The sequence below is a fragment of the Brachybacterium sp. UNK5269 genome, assembly GCF_049266655.1.
Classification (GTDB): Bacteria; Actinomycetota; Actinomycetes; order Actinomycetales; family Dermabacteraceae; genus Brachybacterium.
The window spans coordinates 1-14,728 of record NZ_CP184886.1; the positions used below are offsets into that span (position 1 = coordinate 1).

Genomic DNA, 14,728 nt, shown 5'->3' on the forward strand with positions numbered 1-14,728 from the left:
GTGAAGAACCCTCAGAAGCAGACGCCCCGCATCGCTGATGTTGCGGAGCTGGCAGGAGTGTCCGTGGGCACGGCGTCGAAAGCGCTAAACGACACCGGTCAGCTGCGCACCGAGACACGGATGCGGGTCAAAGAGGCTGCGGCGACGTTGGGGTTCGTCGCGGGAACGTCAGGGCGAGGCTTGGCTGGCTCTCGAACCTTCACGGTGGGCTTGCTGACCACCGACAGCTTCGGCCGGTTCACCATCCCGTTGCTGATGGGTGTTGAAGACGCCCTGAGCGCTGGAGAGATGGCGATCATCTTGTGCGATACCCGTGATGATGTGCTGCGTGAGCGTCACTACCTGCAGTCATTGCAGGAGAGGCGAGTGGACGGGTTGATCATCACTGGACGGACTACTGATCCTCGCCCCTCTGTCAGATTGTCGATTCCCACGGTGTACGCCTTCTCGCCCTCGGATGACCCCGAAGACTTCACCGTCATCGCGGACGAGGAAGCCGGGGCCGCGATGGCGGCGGAGCACCTCATGACCATGGGAGCGCGCCGCATCGCTCATGTGACCGGCCCGCAGCGACACCATTCAGCGGCAGCCCGAGCGGCCGCTGCGGTAGAGACCCTCGGGGAGTGCCTAGTTGCTCCACCGAGCTTCGGGCACTGGTCAGAGGAATGGGGACGCCATGCGACAGACATGCTCCTCACCGCCCATCCTGATATCGATGGATTCACCTGCGGTTCCGACCAGATCGCGCGGGGCGTCACCGACCGGCTACGAGAACGAGGAATCCACGTCCCCGGCGACATCAAAGTGACTGGCTTCGATAACTGGGACGTCATGGCCCTCGCCTCGCGACCTCCCCTTACCACCGTCGACATGGGCTTGAACGAGCTCGGACGGCTTGCCGGCCGCACTTTGCTGCACCTCGTCAAAGGCGACAGCCAGCCTCCGCGGCGGCAGATCCTCACGCCGCGCTTGGAAGTGAGGGGCTCAAGTCTCTGAGGTACCCAAACCGGTTGAGCGGCATGCTCTGGATCAGGGCTCTCGCCTCTCGCTCAGAGCGGAAGTTGGCGGCTCGAGAGGGCAGGCGCGGGGAGAGGGCAGTGTGCCTGAATTGCGACGGTGCCAGGGCTGACCCAGCCGCCACCACGAGCCGTACTTTGCTATGCGCCAGCTGGCCATCGCTGACTGAGAGTCAGACCCGCTGGGCAGCCTCCGGGCCGATCAGCGGGCCTTCGGTGACATCCTCCAAGAAATGCCACAGAACTGAGCCTCTCGGCGCGATGAAGCGCTGGGGAGAAGCGCGGGAAGCGGAGTGCGCCGACTCTCGCACCCTGACGCGGAAATCGGCGAAGATCGACCACCTCCAGGACCTTCACGAGCCCGAATACCTGCAGTGTGCGGTCGTGGGGACACGGGGACACGGGGACACGGGGACACGGGGACACGGGGACACGGGGACATGGGGAAAAGGGGACATGCCCGCCTGTCTGGAGTGTCTATCGACGAGGTGCCGCCCCACCGCTGCCGAGCTCGAGCACATCACCCGCCTCTATGAGGCGTGTCCCCAGGGGCGCTGCGCCAGCCGCCAGCAAGTCCCTGAGCCAGCACGCCGGCAGCAACGCACTCGGGGTGTCGGAGTGGCGGCGCATGCTGGCGCGCATGACGGACGACCTCCCCGTGTTCCTCGCCCACCAGAAGATCGTGCAGATCATCCACGGCGTGGTCATCCGGTACCGGCTCTCGCTGACGGGCCCGACGGTCAGCGTCGTCCACGCCGAGCTGGACCCAGAGCTACCGGAGCGCTCCGTACGCGTGACGGCAGGCGAGCACGAGCTGCTGATCCACTCCGCCGACTGGGCCGATCACCAGAGTGAGCTCGCCGGCCACGTCCAGCAGTGGATGATGGAGCACATCGATCTCCGGGCAGCGAAGCCCAAGAAGGCATCGAGGCGCTACGACGAGACCTGGATGACGGCCTGGCGCAAGGCGAACCCGCACGCGCACTGAGCGACGACCACCCGAGCATAGGGAGCCCAGGCCATGACCCAGCCACCGGCGCACACCACCCCGGAACCCACCGCTAACGTCCCGGGGCCGCGACTGCGCGGCAACCCCGTCGGCGTGGCGTCGCTCATCGCCGGCGTGCTCCTGGTGCTGGCCATCATCGCGGAGCAGACGGTCATGCTCTTTCTGCCCGTGGCGCTTGCAGAGCTCTCTTTCCCCTATCGCTCCGTCCCGTACCTGATATCCCTGCCGCCGCCCATCCTTGCGACCATCGCCACGGCGCTCGGCATCGTGGGCCTGCTGCTGCGCGACAGGACCCGAGTCGCAGCGATCATCGGCACCACCCTCGGCGTCTCGCACCTGATCGTCGGGATGGCGGGCGTGCTCTCCTCGGCGCTCTTCCTGTCGGCGACGCCGTGGTGACGCAGGATCAGCCCTCACGCGCGTGAGATAGGCGAACTCCGGCGCCCGGAGTGCTGCACCAGAACCGTGCCAGCCCATGGCGGAGGTGCTGCCGCGAATCGCTCCGCGATCCTTGCCTCCGAAACCCAGGGTGGGGGAGTGGGTAGCCGTCCCCGAGGATCCCTGCGAACGTTCCAGCAGCAGCGCACGACCCAGCAGGGGCACGGACAGTGGTCCAGACCAACGACCTGCACGAAGGAGAGAACGCTTCGTCGACCAGCACGCCCCGGGGGGCCAGGAACACGCGCAGCGATGACAGAGCCTTCTCAACGGTCTCAGACGCCCCCATCGGATGCTCACCCCTAACCATCCCCGCACCGCCACCACCAGATCCGAAGGCAAGGACGCGCGCGTCCGCGGCAGTACCCCAGCGACCAGCAGAAACAGTGCACTGGAATGATTAAGGCCCCCCTGATATTGACGGTGAAGGGGGCTAAACTATAGTCATGGCGAAAGAGATGAAGTATCGCGACTTGGCCCGGCTCTTGCGTGAGGCGGGATTCTCGCCCCGGCACGGCAAGGGGGACCACGAGGTGTGGTCCGCACCGGGATACGCCCGCAACGTCGTGTTGACCCAGACCCGGACGATCTTGCCCGGGCTGGTCCGCAAAGCCCAGAAGGCCATCGCGGAGAAGCAGAACCAGAAGGAGTGAGGGCATGAACGCAGTCGCCGTGACCGCGACCCGCTGGTCACAGGGATGGGAACTCACCCTCGAGGGGGACGAGGACCCTGCCACGCAGGTCCGCACCCTCGATAAGGCGCGCCAGCAGGTCATCGACTACCTCGACACCGTCGACCCCGACGTCGACCACGCCGACTGGACGATCACCGTGGTCCCCGCCGACGAGGCCGTTGCGCAGCAAGTCCACGCCGTTCGCGAAGGGACCCTGGCGGCCGCCCGCGCCCAAGATGCGGCAGCGCGCAGCACCCGCGACCTCGTGGCCACCCTGGACCGCGAGGGGTACAAGAGCGCCGACATCGCCGGACTCCTCGGCGTCAGCCGCGCCCGGGTCTCCCAGCTGCTCACGGAGTCCCGCTCCGCCTGACCACGCACCGCTAGTCGCCGACACCGCCGGCCAGCCCCCTCGGCCCATCGACCCGAGGGGGCTTTTCCATGAGCGCAGGCCGCTCGAAACAAGCATTAAGCCCCCCTTGACAGGCAAGTTAAGGGGGCTAAACTCATGTCATGACCAACGCACAGAACTCCACCGCCGCCGCCGCGAACACCGCCGTTCACACCCTCGCCCGGGGCCTGGTCCACCTGCCCATGGTCCGGTGGAGCCACGAGCGCGACACGCACGTCGCCACCTGCCCCGACTGCGACTGGACCGCGGAGGCGCGCTTCACCAGGGACCTCCACACCCAGGCCGACCAGCACTACGCCACCGCCTGACCCTTCCCGCCGATTGGAGCCCCGCCATGGCTGATCTGCTCGACCTCCTCGAGGTCATCACCGCCGCACCGACCCCGGCCCCGCAGGGCTTCACCACCGACGCGCAGTGGAGCCTGGCGGACCTCGAGGACGCCTACGCGGCGCTGCGCGCCCGGGCGCGGGTCGAGCTGGAGGGCGGGACGTCCGGGATCGCACGCTGGTCGCACTGCTGGTCTCGCGGGTGGAGGGCCTTCCGCCCGGCGGGGGCGCACCCCATCGAGGTGGTCACCGCCGAACTGCGCTGCGACCACTACGGCCAGGACTGCCAGTGCGTGGGGGACATGGTCTACCGGGCCTGGTGCTGGGACTGCGAGCACTGGTCCGTGATCGCCACCTGTGAGCGCACCGCCGTGGAGGACATCCACGACCACTGCTGGCCCGGCTGGCGCGACCTCCCCGTCGGCCCCACCGCTGACCGCGAGGCGCACTGGGAGCAGGCCGGTGCGCCCATCCTGACCGAGCGCGGCCCGGTCGGCACCCGCCCCGTGCCCGGTCGCAGCCCCTTCGGGGGCTACGACCTCCCCGCGCCCACCGCCTGACCCTCGAGGAGGAGACTCCGATGACCACCATCACCCGGACCCAGCACAACGAGCGCGTCGCCAGCGGTGCCCCCGCCCCCGGCCTCTACGCCTACATCTGCAGTGCGGTCGGGTTCTCCCTTCCCCACCTGACCCACTTCTACGACCTGCGCGATGCGCACGACCAGCAGATCGGCTTCGGCAGGGCGTCCGGTCCGACCATGGCGCGGCTCAGGGCCGAGCGCGCCGGGGCCACCTTCTTCGTCGACGAGTTCTGAGCCGCCAGGAGGCCGTGATGCACGTGTTCACCCGCAAGATGCGCGATGCGACCGGGAAGGTCGCCACCTACCGCACCAACCCCGACACCCCCAGCAAGGCCACCGGCCACATCGAGCCGCCCGCGCTGCCGCACCCCGACGAGATCCTCACGGTCCGCTGGTCCGGCTACTTCATCCCCTCCAGCAGCACCCGCCCCCTCGCGGAGGTCGCCGCGTACTACGCGGCCCACCCCGACTCCGAGGGGCACCCCGTCTCCGGCGATGAGTGCGCCCGCGTCCGGTACAGCCAGTGCGGGGACACCGACCCCGACCCCGTCGCCGGCTGCCGCGGTGAGGAGCACTGCCAGGCAGCGCCCCACGAGGGCGGGACCGGATGGATCTACGGCCGCACGGCCCGCTACCGCGACATCGCCCACGTCCTCTACCCCGGCGGCACCGCCCCGGTCCCAGTCGAAGACGCGCCCGCACCGGACCGCGAGGGCCCCATGCAGCTGGCCCTGTTCGAGTACCTCACCACCGCCTAACCCAAACCCGCGCACTGCGCTCCGAAAGAAGGGACAACCCATGGACCCGCACGCCGCCAGGCTCGACATTGGAGGAAGGACCCTCCATGCCAGCCACACCGATGAAGAACTGGTCACCGTCCTCTCCCAGCTGAGCTGGGCTCACTCCCCCCTCCTGGGACTCGAGGGCGGGGACTTAGGGCGGCTGGCGGAGGATATCCGCACCGGCACGCTCACCCTCCCGGGCCGCTCTCACTACACGTCTGAAAGCATCGTGCTCGAAGCAATGCGCCGATCGGCTGCGCTGCATGAGGAGCTGCTCCAGCAGGACCGAAAGCTTTGGTGGCAGCGACACAGCGGCAAACTCGCAGTAGGCACGGTGATGACGGCCTTCCTCATCCTCTTTGCGCTCTTCCACGATGCCCTTCTCCCGCTCATCCCGGCGGCGGACCCCGAGGATGGGAAACAGGCAGCCGCCGGCCTCGATGAGTGGATGATCGGCATCTATCACGCGCTGGGTACTTACTTCGTTCCTCTCTTCGTCCTGCTCTTCCTCATCGGGCTGGCACTTCTCGCTGTCGCCCGGGTCGTTCACCCCGGACCGCGATGAGTGTCCCTGCTGACTGCGAGAATCTGACTATGAACCAGCGCACCCCCCAGGCAGCACCCGCTCGACGCATGGCGGTCCTGATGGCGGGCATGGCCATCCTGTTTCTCGTCGTGGCGCTCTGGACGCTTTCCAAGGGAGACCTCCTGGAGGCCACTGGCCACGGGCTTGTGGTGATCCTGGCGGCCTCCGCCGCCTTCCTCTTCGCCAATCCCCGCCTATCCGTGACGACTCAACGGCGGGTCACAGTCGGCGCCCTGACCCTTGTCCCGATCATCCTCACGATCCTCGTGGCCTCGTTCTTCCTCTGACCACACCCGCGCGCTACACGAGGGCCAACCTACGAACTAAGGAGTCCCCGAGATGAACGAGCAGCCGTTCAACGTCACCCTCACCCTCAACACCGAGGACTACGCCGTCCTGACCAACGCCCTGACCGACTACGCCGACGAACGCGAATTCAGAGCCAACGACATCGCCGAAGCCCACAATGCCGCCATGCTCCGCGAGGACGTTGATCGGGCCCGCCGGATGGTCGACATCATCGAGAATGCCCTCGACCAGTCGTGACTACGCGCGCTCTGCGTGCGCATCGCCGGTGATCGCAGGAGAGATTAGAAGGGAGAGGCATTGAACCGGAGACTGACACCCGAGCAACGGGACCAGATTGTCGTCGACGCTGCCGCGCGCTATAAATCGGGAGAGGCCTGGCAGCAGATCGGCGCCAGCTACGGGATCACCGGTGAGCACGTTCGGAGGCTCGCCATCGCCCGCTCCGAGATCACCTACCGGCGATGGGGGCAGCGCCCGGTGGCCGATCCCCAGGAGGTCCGCCGGCGCCGTGATGACGGTCAGTCCCTCAGCGTGATCGCGGATGCCCTCGGTTGTTCCCGGCAGGCCGTTCGCACCGCCCTTGAGCGCGTCGGCCGTGACGCCACAACGCGGTACCCCCGCCTGTCCACGCGGCGTCGGCCCACCGCGGCCGAGCTCGAGCACATCATCCAGCTCTACGAGGCATGTCCACAAGCCCCGCGAGCGCGCGAAGGTGCTCGGAACGTTCGTGGGGATGAGGGTCGCGCGCTAGCCGAGGCCTGCCAAGCGGTCGTCGCCGCCGGCGTCCCCATGACCACCCTGGCCCGAGACTTGGGTCGAGGTGCAACCTGGGTCCATTGGCTCCTTGGGTGCCACGATCTCCGGCCCGCCCCCCACTCCATCCAGAGCACAGCCCGACGAACACGCGCCTGAGAGAGGCAACGCCATGTGCCAGCAGCACCTAAGCCCCGGAGAACCAGCAGCCGCGCGGCAGATCGAGACCAAAGTCCGCCCGCTGGCGCGGGTGCTCGAGGCGCTCGTTCCCGACGCGCCGACACCAGCAGGTGACCTCGCTCGAGAAGACGCGATCGCGCTCGAGGAAGTAATGAGCCGCCTCGCGGATGCTCTCCTGGACGAGTACTCCGGCGCTCCGCATGAAAAGCCCCAATGGGACCACCCGGACGCGCAAGCGCGCTACGAGCCGATCTATGGAGCAATCTGCGTGGCGCGAGTGCTGAGAGAACAGGAGCTCGACGAGAACGGCATGCCCGACGTCGATCCGGCCCCCACCGTCGACGCCCTGCGCCGGTACGTGCAACGGGGAGGGACGACTCAGGTGCTGACCCTCGTCGCGGACGGCCTTGAGCAGCTCGCCACGACGCGTCGACTCGAGCTCGACAAGAGCGGCCCCGGATCCTCTGACTCAGCTGGCAGCCTCTTGGAGATGGCGGCCGTCGTGAGGTCTGCAAGCTCCTCGGGCTCACGCATATGACGCTCGTGCGTCATCAACGTTCGTGTGCGGCGCCAGCGAGTCCCTAGCCGCTGTACCGCAGCAGCTCTTGGTCTAGGGCTGTAAGCGCCCACTGCGGCGACCGGTCTTCGCCTCGGTTCATCAGCTGGGCGATCAGCCCGGTCAAGAAGGTATGCAGATGGTCCAGGGTGACCACGTCGCCTCTCATTCCGAGGGCGCGGAGGGCCTGTGCGCACACGTCGCGGATGGTCCCGTCGACTTCACGCCAGATCGGCTGCAGGTCCGGCTCGGTGAGGGCGCTCGCGCTGAGGGTCAGCAGCACGGATGCTTCGAGCCGGCGTTCGGCGTCGAGGGGTAGCAGCGAGTGAAGCAGCAGCCGTGCACGTTCGGGGCCTCCTTTGAGATCCACCGGTAGCGCACGGACCCGATCGCGGATGCTCGGCGCGATCGCTTCCAGCGCTCGCTCGCGCACCACGGACTGGCTCGGCATCGTGTATCGCATCGAGCTCACCGCCACCCCGGCCTCGTCAGCGAGGGCCTTCACGGTCAGTGCGAGCACTCCCTCACGGGCGATCAGACGCCAGGCGGCGGCTATCACCTTGGTGTCGCGCGCCCGAATGTTCTCTGCATTGGTGGCCACACTCCATGGTTTCACCAGCGGGCGCCGATCCTCGCCGCGATCCGACGGTGACCCGAGCGGGCTACTCAGTGTCGGGACCGGTAGTCCTCATCCGATTCGTAGATATTTGCGCGCGAGATGCTCGACTTGTGTCCGCACTTCTCGCATGGCCAGAGGTAGCGGTGATCATCGAAGCCAACCTGCGTGTTGAGATGGTCGCCGCAACGGTCGCAGTACCAGTCGACGTCGGGGAACCTCTCAGTCATGTGGTCCGTCTCCTGCCGAGAGACTTCAGGATGGCGAGAGCGAGAAAGGCTCCCGCCTTGAGCGTGCTGAGAACGCCCGCGCGGTGACCCGCACGATGGCCAGCGCCGAAGCCTTCCTTGTAGCCGGTGTGTCGTCCGTGATTCCACTGTCGTCTGCTCATCTGGCCACCTCCTTGACGTCTGAAGAGTAGCGCTCGGTGTGTCTAAGACAGACGTCTGTCCCCAGGCCGTCTGTGACGTGATGGAGCAGCTTTCAGCGAACTAGCCGATAACTAGTCTTTCCGGCTAGTTCAGGCGCGGGTGCCTAGCGTTCCGTCGCGGGACGGAGGAAAGCGCGGAGGAGTTTAGTGAGGTCATCGATCGGTGAGCCGTCGTGGGGCTCGGATTGCACCGCGCGGACTGTCTTCTCCCTGCGTGGCAGTCTCGCGGTTGAAATACTGCCGGGTGGCGCCGCAGTCCCGCTGCATCGCCGCCCGGCAGCATCGGATCGCATTTCAGACGAGAGTGAAGTCTTCAGATCTGGGTAGCACTGGTGGTGACGGAGGTTGCTCCGACCTCCGCTGCCCCTTCGATTACGTCGAGCACCACTGCCGATCCTGCAGGGTTTACAAACCTCGTACTCAGGGCGACGTCGTCCACGTAGAGCGTTGCGATGTCCTCGTCGAGGACCAGCTGCAGCCGATGCTCGTGCCCGTCGGTGAGGTCCGGCAGTGGCCGCTCGAGGCCACGATTGTCGAGCTGTCCCCAGGGCCAGTTGGGGCGCTTGTCGAACTCGAGGCGGTGCTCATCGACGACCATCGAGAACTGATAGCCGACGTCGGTCGCGGTGTCCTCGCCGAAGCGCAGGTTGACCTCCCGGGTACCCGGGGCAACCTTTAGCGTCGTCTCGAGAAGGCACGGCTGCGGCACGGACTCGGTGAGGACCCGCTGGGTTAGGCCGTCGCTCCGCGAGAGCGCGAAGGGCTCGACTGTTGTCACGGGCGAGGCGGCGAGGTGCTCGCGTACCGCATCGGGAATCTTCGTACCCAGTGTGCCGTTCTCGCGCACCACGATCTGGTGGATGACGAGGGTGCCACCCCATTGCCAGGTTTTGGTGTCGTCGTCGTCCCAGCGGGTGGCGACCCAGCCGACGAGGTAGCGGTTCTCCCCATCGGACACGGAGCGCGCCGCGTAGTACGGACGGCCGTCGAAGGCATCGTCTTCGGGCGCCTCCCACGGCCCATAGAGGGAGCGGGAGCGACGGTAGACCGTCTTGGACTTGTCGCTGTACTCGGTAACCAGGTGGTACCACCAGTCACCCTCGCGGAACACATCGGGCATCTCATGCATGGTGAACAGACCCGGAGCCCAGAAGTCGCCCTGGAACTCCCAGTTCTCGTGGTCGGTCGAGGTGAAGTAGACCGTGGAGCCGCTCAGCTGCGTCTTGGGGCCGGCTTTGCGGGTACCGAGGATCATGACCCACTGGCCGGCGTCCTCGTCGTAGATGACCCAGGGATCGCGCCAGTCGTCGGGGTCGTACCCCTCTTGCGGTGCGACCAGGGATTTGTCGGTCTTGCGCCAGTGGATCAGGTCGTCGCTCTCGGCGATCATGAGAACCTGGGAAGGCTTGCCCTCCGCGGCGAAGTGGTCGCGGTTAAAGCCGGTGTACATGGCGTAGAACGTCCCGTCGGCCTCGAAGACGGAGCCGGCGTAGATGAACTGGTCCTGGTCGTGCTCTCCTCCGCGAACGATCGCCTCGCCGAGATCCTCGTACTCGACGAAGTCGGTGGTGCGAGCGAGGGCCCAGCCGAAAGGCTCGCAGTCCGGGAGCGGACCGGGGTCGCGGCCGTCACGCTGATGGAAGAGATAGAACGCGCCGTCGTGGAAGAACGGCATGCAGTCTCCGAACCAGGTGCCGGGGTGCTGGTAGTGGATGTCGGGCATGATGCGGATCAGTCCTTTGGTCTTGTGGATTGGCATCGGGCTGGAGCCGCAGCTCCGGTGCGGGCCCGGCGGGCGTGCCGGCCCGGGTCAGATTCGCGTGCCGCCGAGGCTGGAGGCGAACACGCGCTGGAAGGCGAGGAAGACGACCACGGTGGGTAGGGAGACGAGTAGTGCTCCGGCGAGGACGACGGGTGGGCCGACCGTGCCGTAGTTGCTCTGCAGGCCCGCAAGCGCCGCCATGACAGGGCGGATCTGCTCGCTGTAGCTGAGGGTGATGCCGAACAGGAGCTCGTTCCACACCCACACGAACTGGAAGATGAACGCGGCGGCAAGGGCCGACCTGCTCAGCGGGAGGTGGAACCGGGTGAACACACGCCACCAGTTCGCGCCGTCCAGCTGCGCCGCCTCGGCGACCTCCGGGGGGATGGTGAGCATGTGGTTGCGCATGATGAAAAAGGAGAAGGGGATACAGGTGGCGACGTAGATCAGCAGCAGTCCCATCCGCGTGTCGTAGAGCCCGCTCTCGGCGTAACCGGTGAACAGCGGTCGCAAGAAGGCTTGCGCGGGGAACAGCGACCCGGCGTAGATCAGCCAGAACCAGAAGATTCGCCGGCCTCCGGGGATCGCTGTGACCGCGAACCCGGCGAACGCCGCCACGAGAACGGCGAGGCACCCGGCGACCACGGCGTACGCGAAGCTGTTGAGCATCGACGGGCCGAGCTGCGCGGCCTCCCAGGCCGCGGCCATGTTCTCGAAGATGGCCACGTCGCCGGGGAACCAGCGGACGTCTCCGGTGTATGCATCGTTGGGGGTGAAGGCGTTGACGACGATCAGGTAGGTGGGCAGGAACCAGATCAGCGCGAGCAGGACGACGATGAGGGATCGAAGGGTCTTCACGGGATGCTCCTCAGTGCGTGCGCAGCTGCTTGCGCAGGTAGGCGACGGAGACGGCGACGACGATGATGGTCAGGACCACTGCGATAGCGGCTCCTGAACCGGGGCGCTGGAGGACGAAGCTCTGCCAGTACATCGACACCGCCAGGGTCTCGGTGGCGCGGCCCGGCCCGCCGTTGGTGAGCACCCAGATCAGGTCGAAGGACTTCAGGCCGTTGGCGAGGCTGATGCCCATCACGACCGCGGTCGAGGTGCGCAGCTGCGGCACGACGACCAGCCGGAATCGGCGGATCCCATCGACGCCGTCGAGCGCGGCGGCCTCGATGGTCTCTCGCGGAATACCCTGGAGACCGACCAGGTAGAGGATCACGGCAACCCCAGTGGCCTGCCATGAGTTGGCGATGATCAGGGCGATGGTGTTACCGGGCCAGTTCAGGAGCCAGGGCTGGGCGAGGGCGTCGAGGCCGATCCCGCGCAGCAGGGAGTTTAGGGCGCCGGTGTCCTGGAGGACGAAGTTCCACACGACGGCCACGGCGGTCCCCGAGAGTGCGTAGGGCAGGACGATCGCGAGGCGGGCGTACTTGCCCCATGACACAGAGTTGGTCAGGGCGGCGATCGCGAGCCCGAGACCGACGGGGATCACGACGGTGCCCACCAGCCAGAACAGGGTGTTGATGCTCGAGCGGACGATCACCGGGTCGGTGACCAGGCGGGCGTAGCTGGAGAGGCCGGCGAAGGACGGGTCCACTACGGCGTCGTCGAGGAAGCTGCGGCCGACGGTAAGGGCGAAAGGGAGCAGCGCGAGCAACCCCACCAGGACCACGGCCGGGGTGAGGAAAAGCAGGCGCGGCCTGCCGCGGACGAGGCGGTCGCGGCGGCGCTGGGCAGAGAGAACGCCACGACGGTCGGTCACGGAACTCATCGGGTTGCCTCCTGCCAATAGGACCATTCGGACTCGGCCTTGCGCTGAAGAGACTCGAGGACGCCTCGGGGGTCAGAGGGGTCGGCCATGAAGCCGCCGAGATCCTGCGTCACTCCCACCACCAACGGCGGCGGCGAGTTCTCCCAGTAGCGGTTGACGACGTCAAGGTTCTGGTCCCGGATAGTGCTCTGGAGACGCTGGCTCACGGGGTCAGACCAAGTGACCTGCTGGTTCGCACTGGAACCATTGAGGAAGGCGGACCAGGGCTCCTGAACCTCCGGGGCGAGCCAGGAGGCCAGAGCTTCGGTCGCCTCGGCGCGATGCCGGGAACGCTCCGGAACCACGAGCCCTGCGATTTCCGTGACCACGGTCGGGGAGGAGGCATTCACGGCTGGAAGCAGAAACGCGTCGAATCCGGTCTCGGACTCCATGCCTGCGAGCTCCATCGACTGGGTGCTCCAGCTGACGGGGGTAGGTTGCATGCCGATGCGGCCTGAGGCGAGCATCGAGGGAAAGTTGTCGCTGACCGAGTCCGCGCTCGTGTGCAGCCCGTCTCGGATCATCTGCTGCCACAGCTCCATGAGCCCCATCGCCTGATCGTCCAAGAACGAAGCCTCGTTCTGACACAGCGCGCGGTACCAATCGGCGTCATAGGCAGCAGCCAGCATGCTGAACCAGTTCGCCACTGGCCAGATGTTCATCTGAGTTGTCCCGAGGGGAGTTACTTCCGCAGCTTTGAGAGCTTGGCATACATCGAGAAACTCACCCCAGGTTGCCGGAGGCTCAAGACCAAGCTCCTCGAACACCCTCACGTTGTAGAACATGACGTAGTAGCCCTGAATGAGCGGCATACCAAAAATTCCGCCGTCGAACGTGAAGTCTTGGCGCATTTCGTCATCGAGCCACCCGGCGTCGACAGAGGCCTCCCACGCTGAGCTCAGTTCTGCTAGGGCCCCGGTGCGGGCGAGATCACGCATCCGATACCCGCTGCCCCATTTGACGAGGTCGGGAGGATCTTGCGTCTGCAACAGCGAACGAATGACCTGCTCATACGAGGATGCATTAGGGATCGTCTGAGGAGATAAGCCCCACCCCATCCTCTCTCGCAACGCATCACCCGCTGCCAGGTACCCTGGCTCCCAAGATGCGGCGTCGTTGAAAAACTGCAGATCGCCCGTTTCGGCAGCATCTGTCGTGCTGCTGCACGCGGTAGTGGTCCCAGCCAGTCCCAGGGCACTGACGGCGGCTAAGAAGCGGCGTCGTCGCATGCTTCCTCACTCTCTTCGATCGGTCGACGTCACCGCGAAGCACCTGTGCCGCGTCCATGACATCCTTGTCTCGAGTCTCCGGCTACAGGGGTGGCTTCGACTAGATGCCGTCTGGAGGTTGCACCCTCTTGGAGTGCGCTTTTGGCCTCAATGTCCCTGGCTGAACAGCCTGACATCGTTGACATAGTTTGTTGTCTCTCGCTCGCGCGGGAGCTGCACTAGGAGGTCGCTCATGACCCGTACTCGGCCGGCCACCATCCGGGATGTCGCCCATCGTGCAGGGGTGAGCACGAAGACTGTCTCGCGAGTCATCAACCGCGAGAGCTACGTCGCCGAGAGCACCAGAACGCGAGTGCTCAGGGCCATCGAGGCGCTTTCGTATCGCCCGAACCCTGCTGCGCAAAACCTGCGGCGGACCACTTCCCGGTCAATCGCCGTAGTTGTTGAGGACATTTCCGAGCCGTTTGCTGCCGAGGTCACTCTCGCGGTGGAGCACGCTGTTGACGAGGGCACGACCGTGATCGTCTCGTCAAGCATGGGAGATCCTCTGCGCGAGGCGACCATCCTCGCAACACTCGCTGCACGCCAAGTCGATGGAATCATCCTTGCTCCGACTCAGGCGCCGAGGCCGCGGTTCCTTCACCGGATGGGACGCACCGCCGTGGTCTGCGTGGATCGCCCCGTGCCGGGTGAGCCGACCGATATGGTGTTATCGGATAACGCGCGCGGGATGCAGGAGGCTGTCGAAGCGCTGCTGGAGCAAGGTCATCAGCGGGTTGCCTACTTGGGCGACTCTTCCCGAGTGTTTACTCAGGTTGAGCGGTTGCGCGGATACCGGGCGGCTCTAGAAAACCACGATATCGATTCTGATCCCGCTCTGATCTACGAGCACCGACCTGACGTTGAGCGCACACGTCGCCATCTGGCATGGCTCACGAAGCTTCCCGACCCTCCAACCGCCATAGTCTCGGGAAACTCGTTGACCACATTGGCGATGATCCGTGCCGGCTTTAATGTCGGGCTTGACTCTTTTATCGGTTTCGACGACTTTCCTCTTGCCGATTTTGTCTGCGGTGGCGTCAGTGTGGTCGCGCAGGACGCCGCCGCTCTCGGGGGTGAGGCGACCCGAACCCTCCTGGGTCGCATAGCGAACGATGCAGCGCCCTTGAAAACCTCGCGCCTCGCGACCCGGCTCGTCCTGCGGTGACGGGCTGTGCCCACACGAGTCCACCGGGGCTGACGCTGCACGAC

General features: G+C 66.1%; 19 protein-coding genes. 14 read left to right on the forward strand and 5 right to left on the reverse strand.

What is annotated here, in order from left to right:
• The 13 genes from ACOJUI_RS17405 (at nucleotide 1) to ACOJUI_RS17465 (ending at nucleotide 7,606) form a co-directional block, all read left to right on the forward strand.
• A complete protein-coding gene (locus ACOJUI_RS17405) occupies nucleotides 1–996 on the forward strand; it encodes a LacI family DNA-binding transcriptional regulator (protein WP_422117850.1) in 996 nt (331 codons plus the stop codon).
• A 660-nt stretch (nucleotides 997–1,656) separates the two neighbouring features.
• Complete coding sequence (locus tag ACOJUI_RS17410) at nucleotides 1,657–2,004, forward strand: hypothetical protein (RefSeq protein ID WP_422117851.1); 348 nt, start codon at nucleotides 1,657–1,659, stop codon at nucleotides 2,002–2,004.
• 33 nt (nucleotides 2,005–2,037) lie between these two features.
• On the forward strand, nucleotides 2,038–2,424 hold the full coding sequence (locus tag ACOJUI_RS17415; protein WP_422117852.1) for a hypothetical protein: 387 nt from the start codon (nucleotides 2,038–2,040) through the stop codon (nucleotides 2,422–2,424).
• A 485-nt stretch (nucleotides 2,425–2,909) separates the two neighbouring features.
• Nucleotides 2,910–3,116 (forward strand): type II toxin-antitoxin system HicA family toxin, encoded by a 207-nt coding sequence (locus tag ACOJUI_RS17420; RefSeq protein WP_422117853.1) that lies wholly within the window; start codon nucleotides 2,910–2,912, stop codon nucleotides 3,114–3,116.
• A gap of 4 nt (nucleotides 3,117–3,120) precedes the next feature.
• A complete protein-coding gene (locus tag ACOJUI_RS17425; RefSeq protein WP_422117854.1) occupies nucleotides 3,121–3,510 on the forward strand; it encodes an antitoxin HicB in 390 nt (129 codons plus the stop codon).
• Nucleotides 3,511–3,650: 140 nt separating this feature from the next.
• The gene (locus ACOJUI_RS17430) at nucleotides 3,651–3,857 is read left to right on the forward strand and encodes a hypothetical protein (RefSeq protein ID WP_422117855.1); all 207 of its coding nucleotides are present in this window, start codon (nucleotides 3,651–3,653) and stop codon (nucleotides 3,855–3,857) included.
• Between the two features lie 26 nt (nucleotides 3,858–3,883).
• Nucleotides 3,884–4,435, forward strand: coding sequence for a DUF6349 family protein (locus ACOJUI_RS17435; RefSeq protein WP_422117856.1), 552 nt, complete (start codon nucleotides 3,884–3,886; stop codon nucleotides 4,433–4,435).
• Between the two features lie 20 nt (nucleotides 4,436–4,455).
• A complete protein-coding gene (locus ACOJUI_RS17440; protein WP_422117857.1) occupies nucleotides 4,456–4,692 on the forward strand; it encodes a hypothetical protein in 237 nt (78 codons plus the stop codon).
• 17 nt (nucleotides 4,693–4,709) lie between these two features.
• Nucleotides 4,710–5,216, forward strand: coding sequence for a hypothetical protein (locus ACOJUI_RS17445; protein ID WP_422117858.1), 507 nt, complete (start codon nucleotides 4,710–4,712; stop codon nucleotides 5,214–5,216).
• Nucleotides 5,217–5,256: 40 nt separating this feature from the next.
• Nucleotides 5,257–5,805 carry a hypothetical protein gene (locus ACOJUI_RS17450; RefSeq protein ID WP_422117859.1) on the forward strand — a complete coding sequence of 183 codons (549 nt, stop codon included), beginning with the start codon at nucleotides 5,257–5,259 and terminating at the stop codon, nucleotides 5,803–5,805.
• 29 nt (nucleotides 5,806–5,834) lie between these two features.
• On the forward strand, nucleotides 5,835–6,113 hold the full coding sequence (locus tag ACOJUI_RS17455; protein WP_422117860.1) for a hypothetical protein: 279 nt from the start codon (nucleotides 5,835–5,837) through the stop codon (nucleotides 6,111–6,113).
• A 52-nt stretch (nucleotides 6,114–6,165) separates the two neighbouring features.
• The gene (locus ACOJUI_RS17460) at nucleotides 6,166–6,372 is read left to right on the forward strand and encodes a hypothetical protein (RefSeq protein ID WP_422117861.1); all 207 of its coding nucleotides are present in this window, start codon (nucleotides 6,166–6,168) and stop codon (nucleotides 6,370–6,372) included.
• A gap of 688 nt (nucleotides 6,373–7,060) precedes the next feature.
• Nucleotides 7,061–7,606, forward strand: coding sequence for a hypothetical protein (locus ACOJUI_RS17465; RefSeq protein WP_422117862.1), 546 nt, complete (start codon nucleotides 7,061–7,063; stop codon nucleotides 7,604–7,606).
• A 43-nt stretch (nucleotides 7,607–7,649) separates the two neighbouring features.
• Here the strand turns inward: ACOJUI_RS17465 and ACOJUI_RS17470 are convergent, their stop codons facing one another.
• From ACOJUI_RS17470 to ACOJUI_RS17490, 5 genes are all read right to left on the reverse strand, one after another.
• A complete protein-coding gene (locus ACOJUI_RS17470; RefSeq protein ID WP_422117863.1) occupies nucleotides 7,650–8,225 on the reverse strand; it encodes a TetR/AcrR family transcriptional regulator in 576 nt (191 codons plus the stop codon).
• Between the two features lie 758 nt (nucleotides 8,226–8,983).
• Nucleotides 8,984–10,393, reverse strand: a complete 1,410-nt coding sequence (locus ACOJUI_RS17475) for a glycosyl hydrolase family 32 (RefSeq protein ID WP_422117864.1) — start codon at nucleotides 10,391–10,393, stop codon at nucleotides 8,984–8,986.
• 87 nt (nucleotides 10,394–10,480) lie between these two features.
• Entirely contained in the window at nucleotides 10,481–11,290 is an 810-nt protein-coding gene (locus tag ACOJUI_RS17480) for a carbohydrate ABC transporter permease (RefSeq protein WP_422117865.1), read from the reverse strand.
• Nucleotides 11,291–11,300: 10 nt separating this feature from the next.
• Nucleotides 11,301–12,209, reverse strand: a complete 909-nt coding sequence (locus ACOJUI_RS17485) for a carbohydrate ABC transporter permease (RefSeq protein ID WP_269366902.1) — start codon at nucleotides 12,207–12,209, stop codon at nucleotides 11,301–11,303.
• Complete coding sequence (locus ACOJUI_RS17490; RefSeq protein WP_422117866.1) at nucleotides 12,206–13,477, reverse strand: ABC transporter substrate-binding protein; 1,272 nt, start codon at nucleotides 13,475–13,477, stop codon at nucleotides 12,206–12,208. The genes ACOJUI_RS17485 and ACOJUI_RS17490 overlap by 4 nt, the downstream gene beginning before the upstream one ends.
• 283 nt (nucleotides 13,478–13,760) lie before the next feature.
• On the opposite strand from ACOJUI_RS17490, the gene ACOJUI_RS17495 reads away from it, so the two are divergent.
• The gene (locus ACOJUI_RS17495; protein ID WP_422117867.1) at nucleotides 13,761–14,684 is read left to right on the forward strand and encodes a LacI family DNA-binding transcriptional regulator; all 924 of its coding nucleotides are present in this window, start codon (nucleotides 13,761–13,763) and stop codon (nucleotides 14,682–14,684) included.
• Nucleotides 14,685–14,728 lie beyond the last annotated feature (44 nt).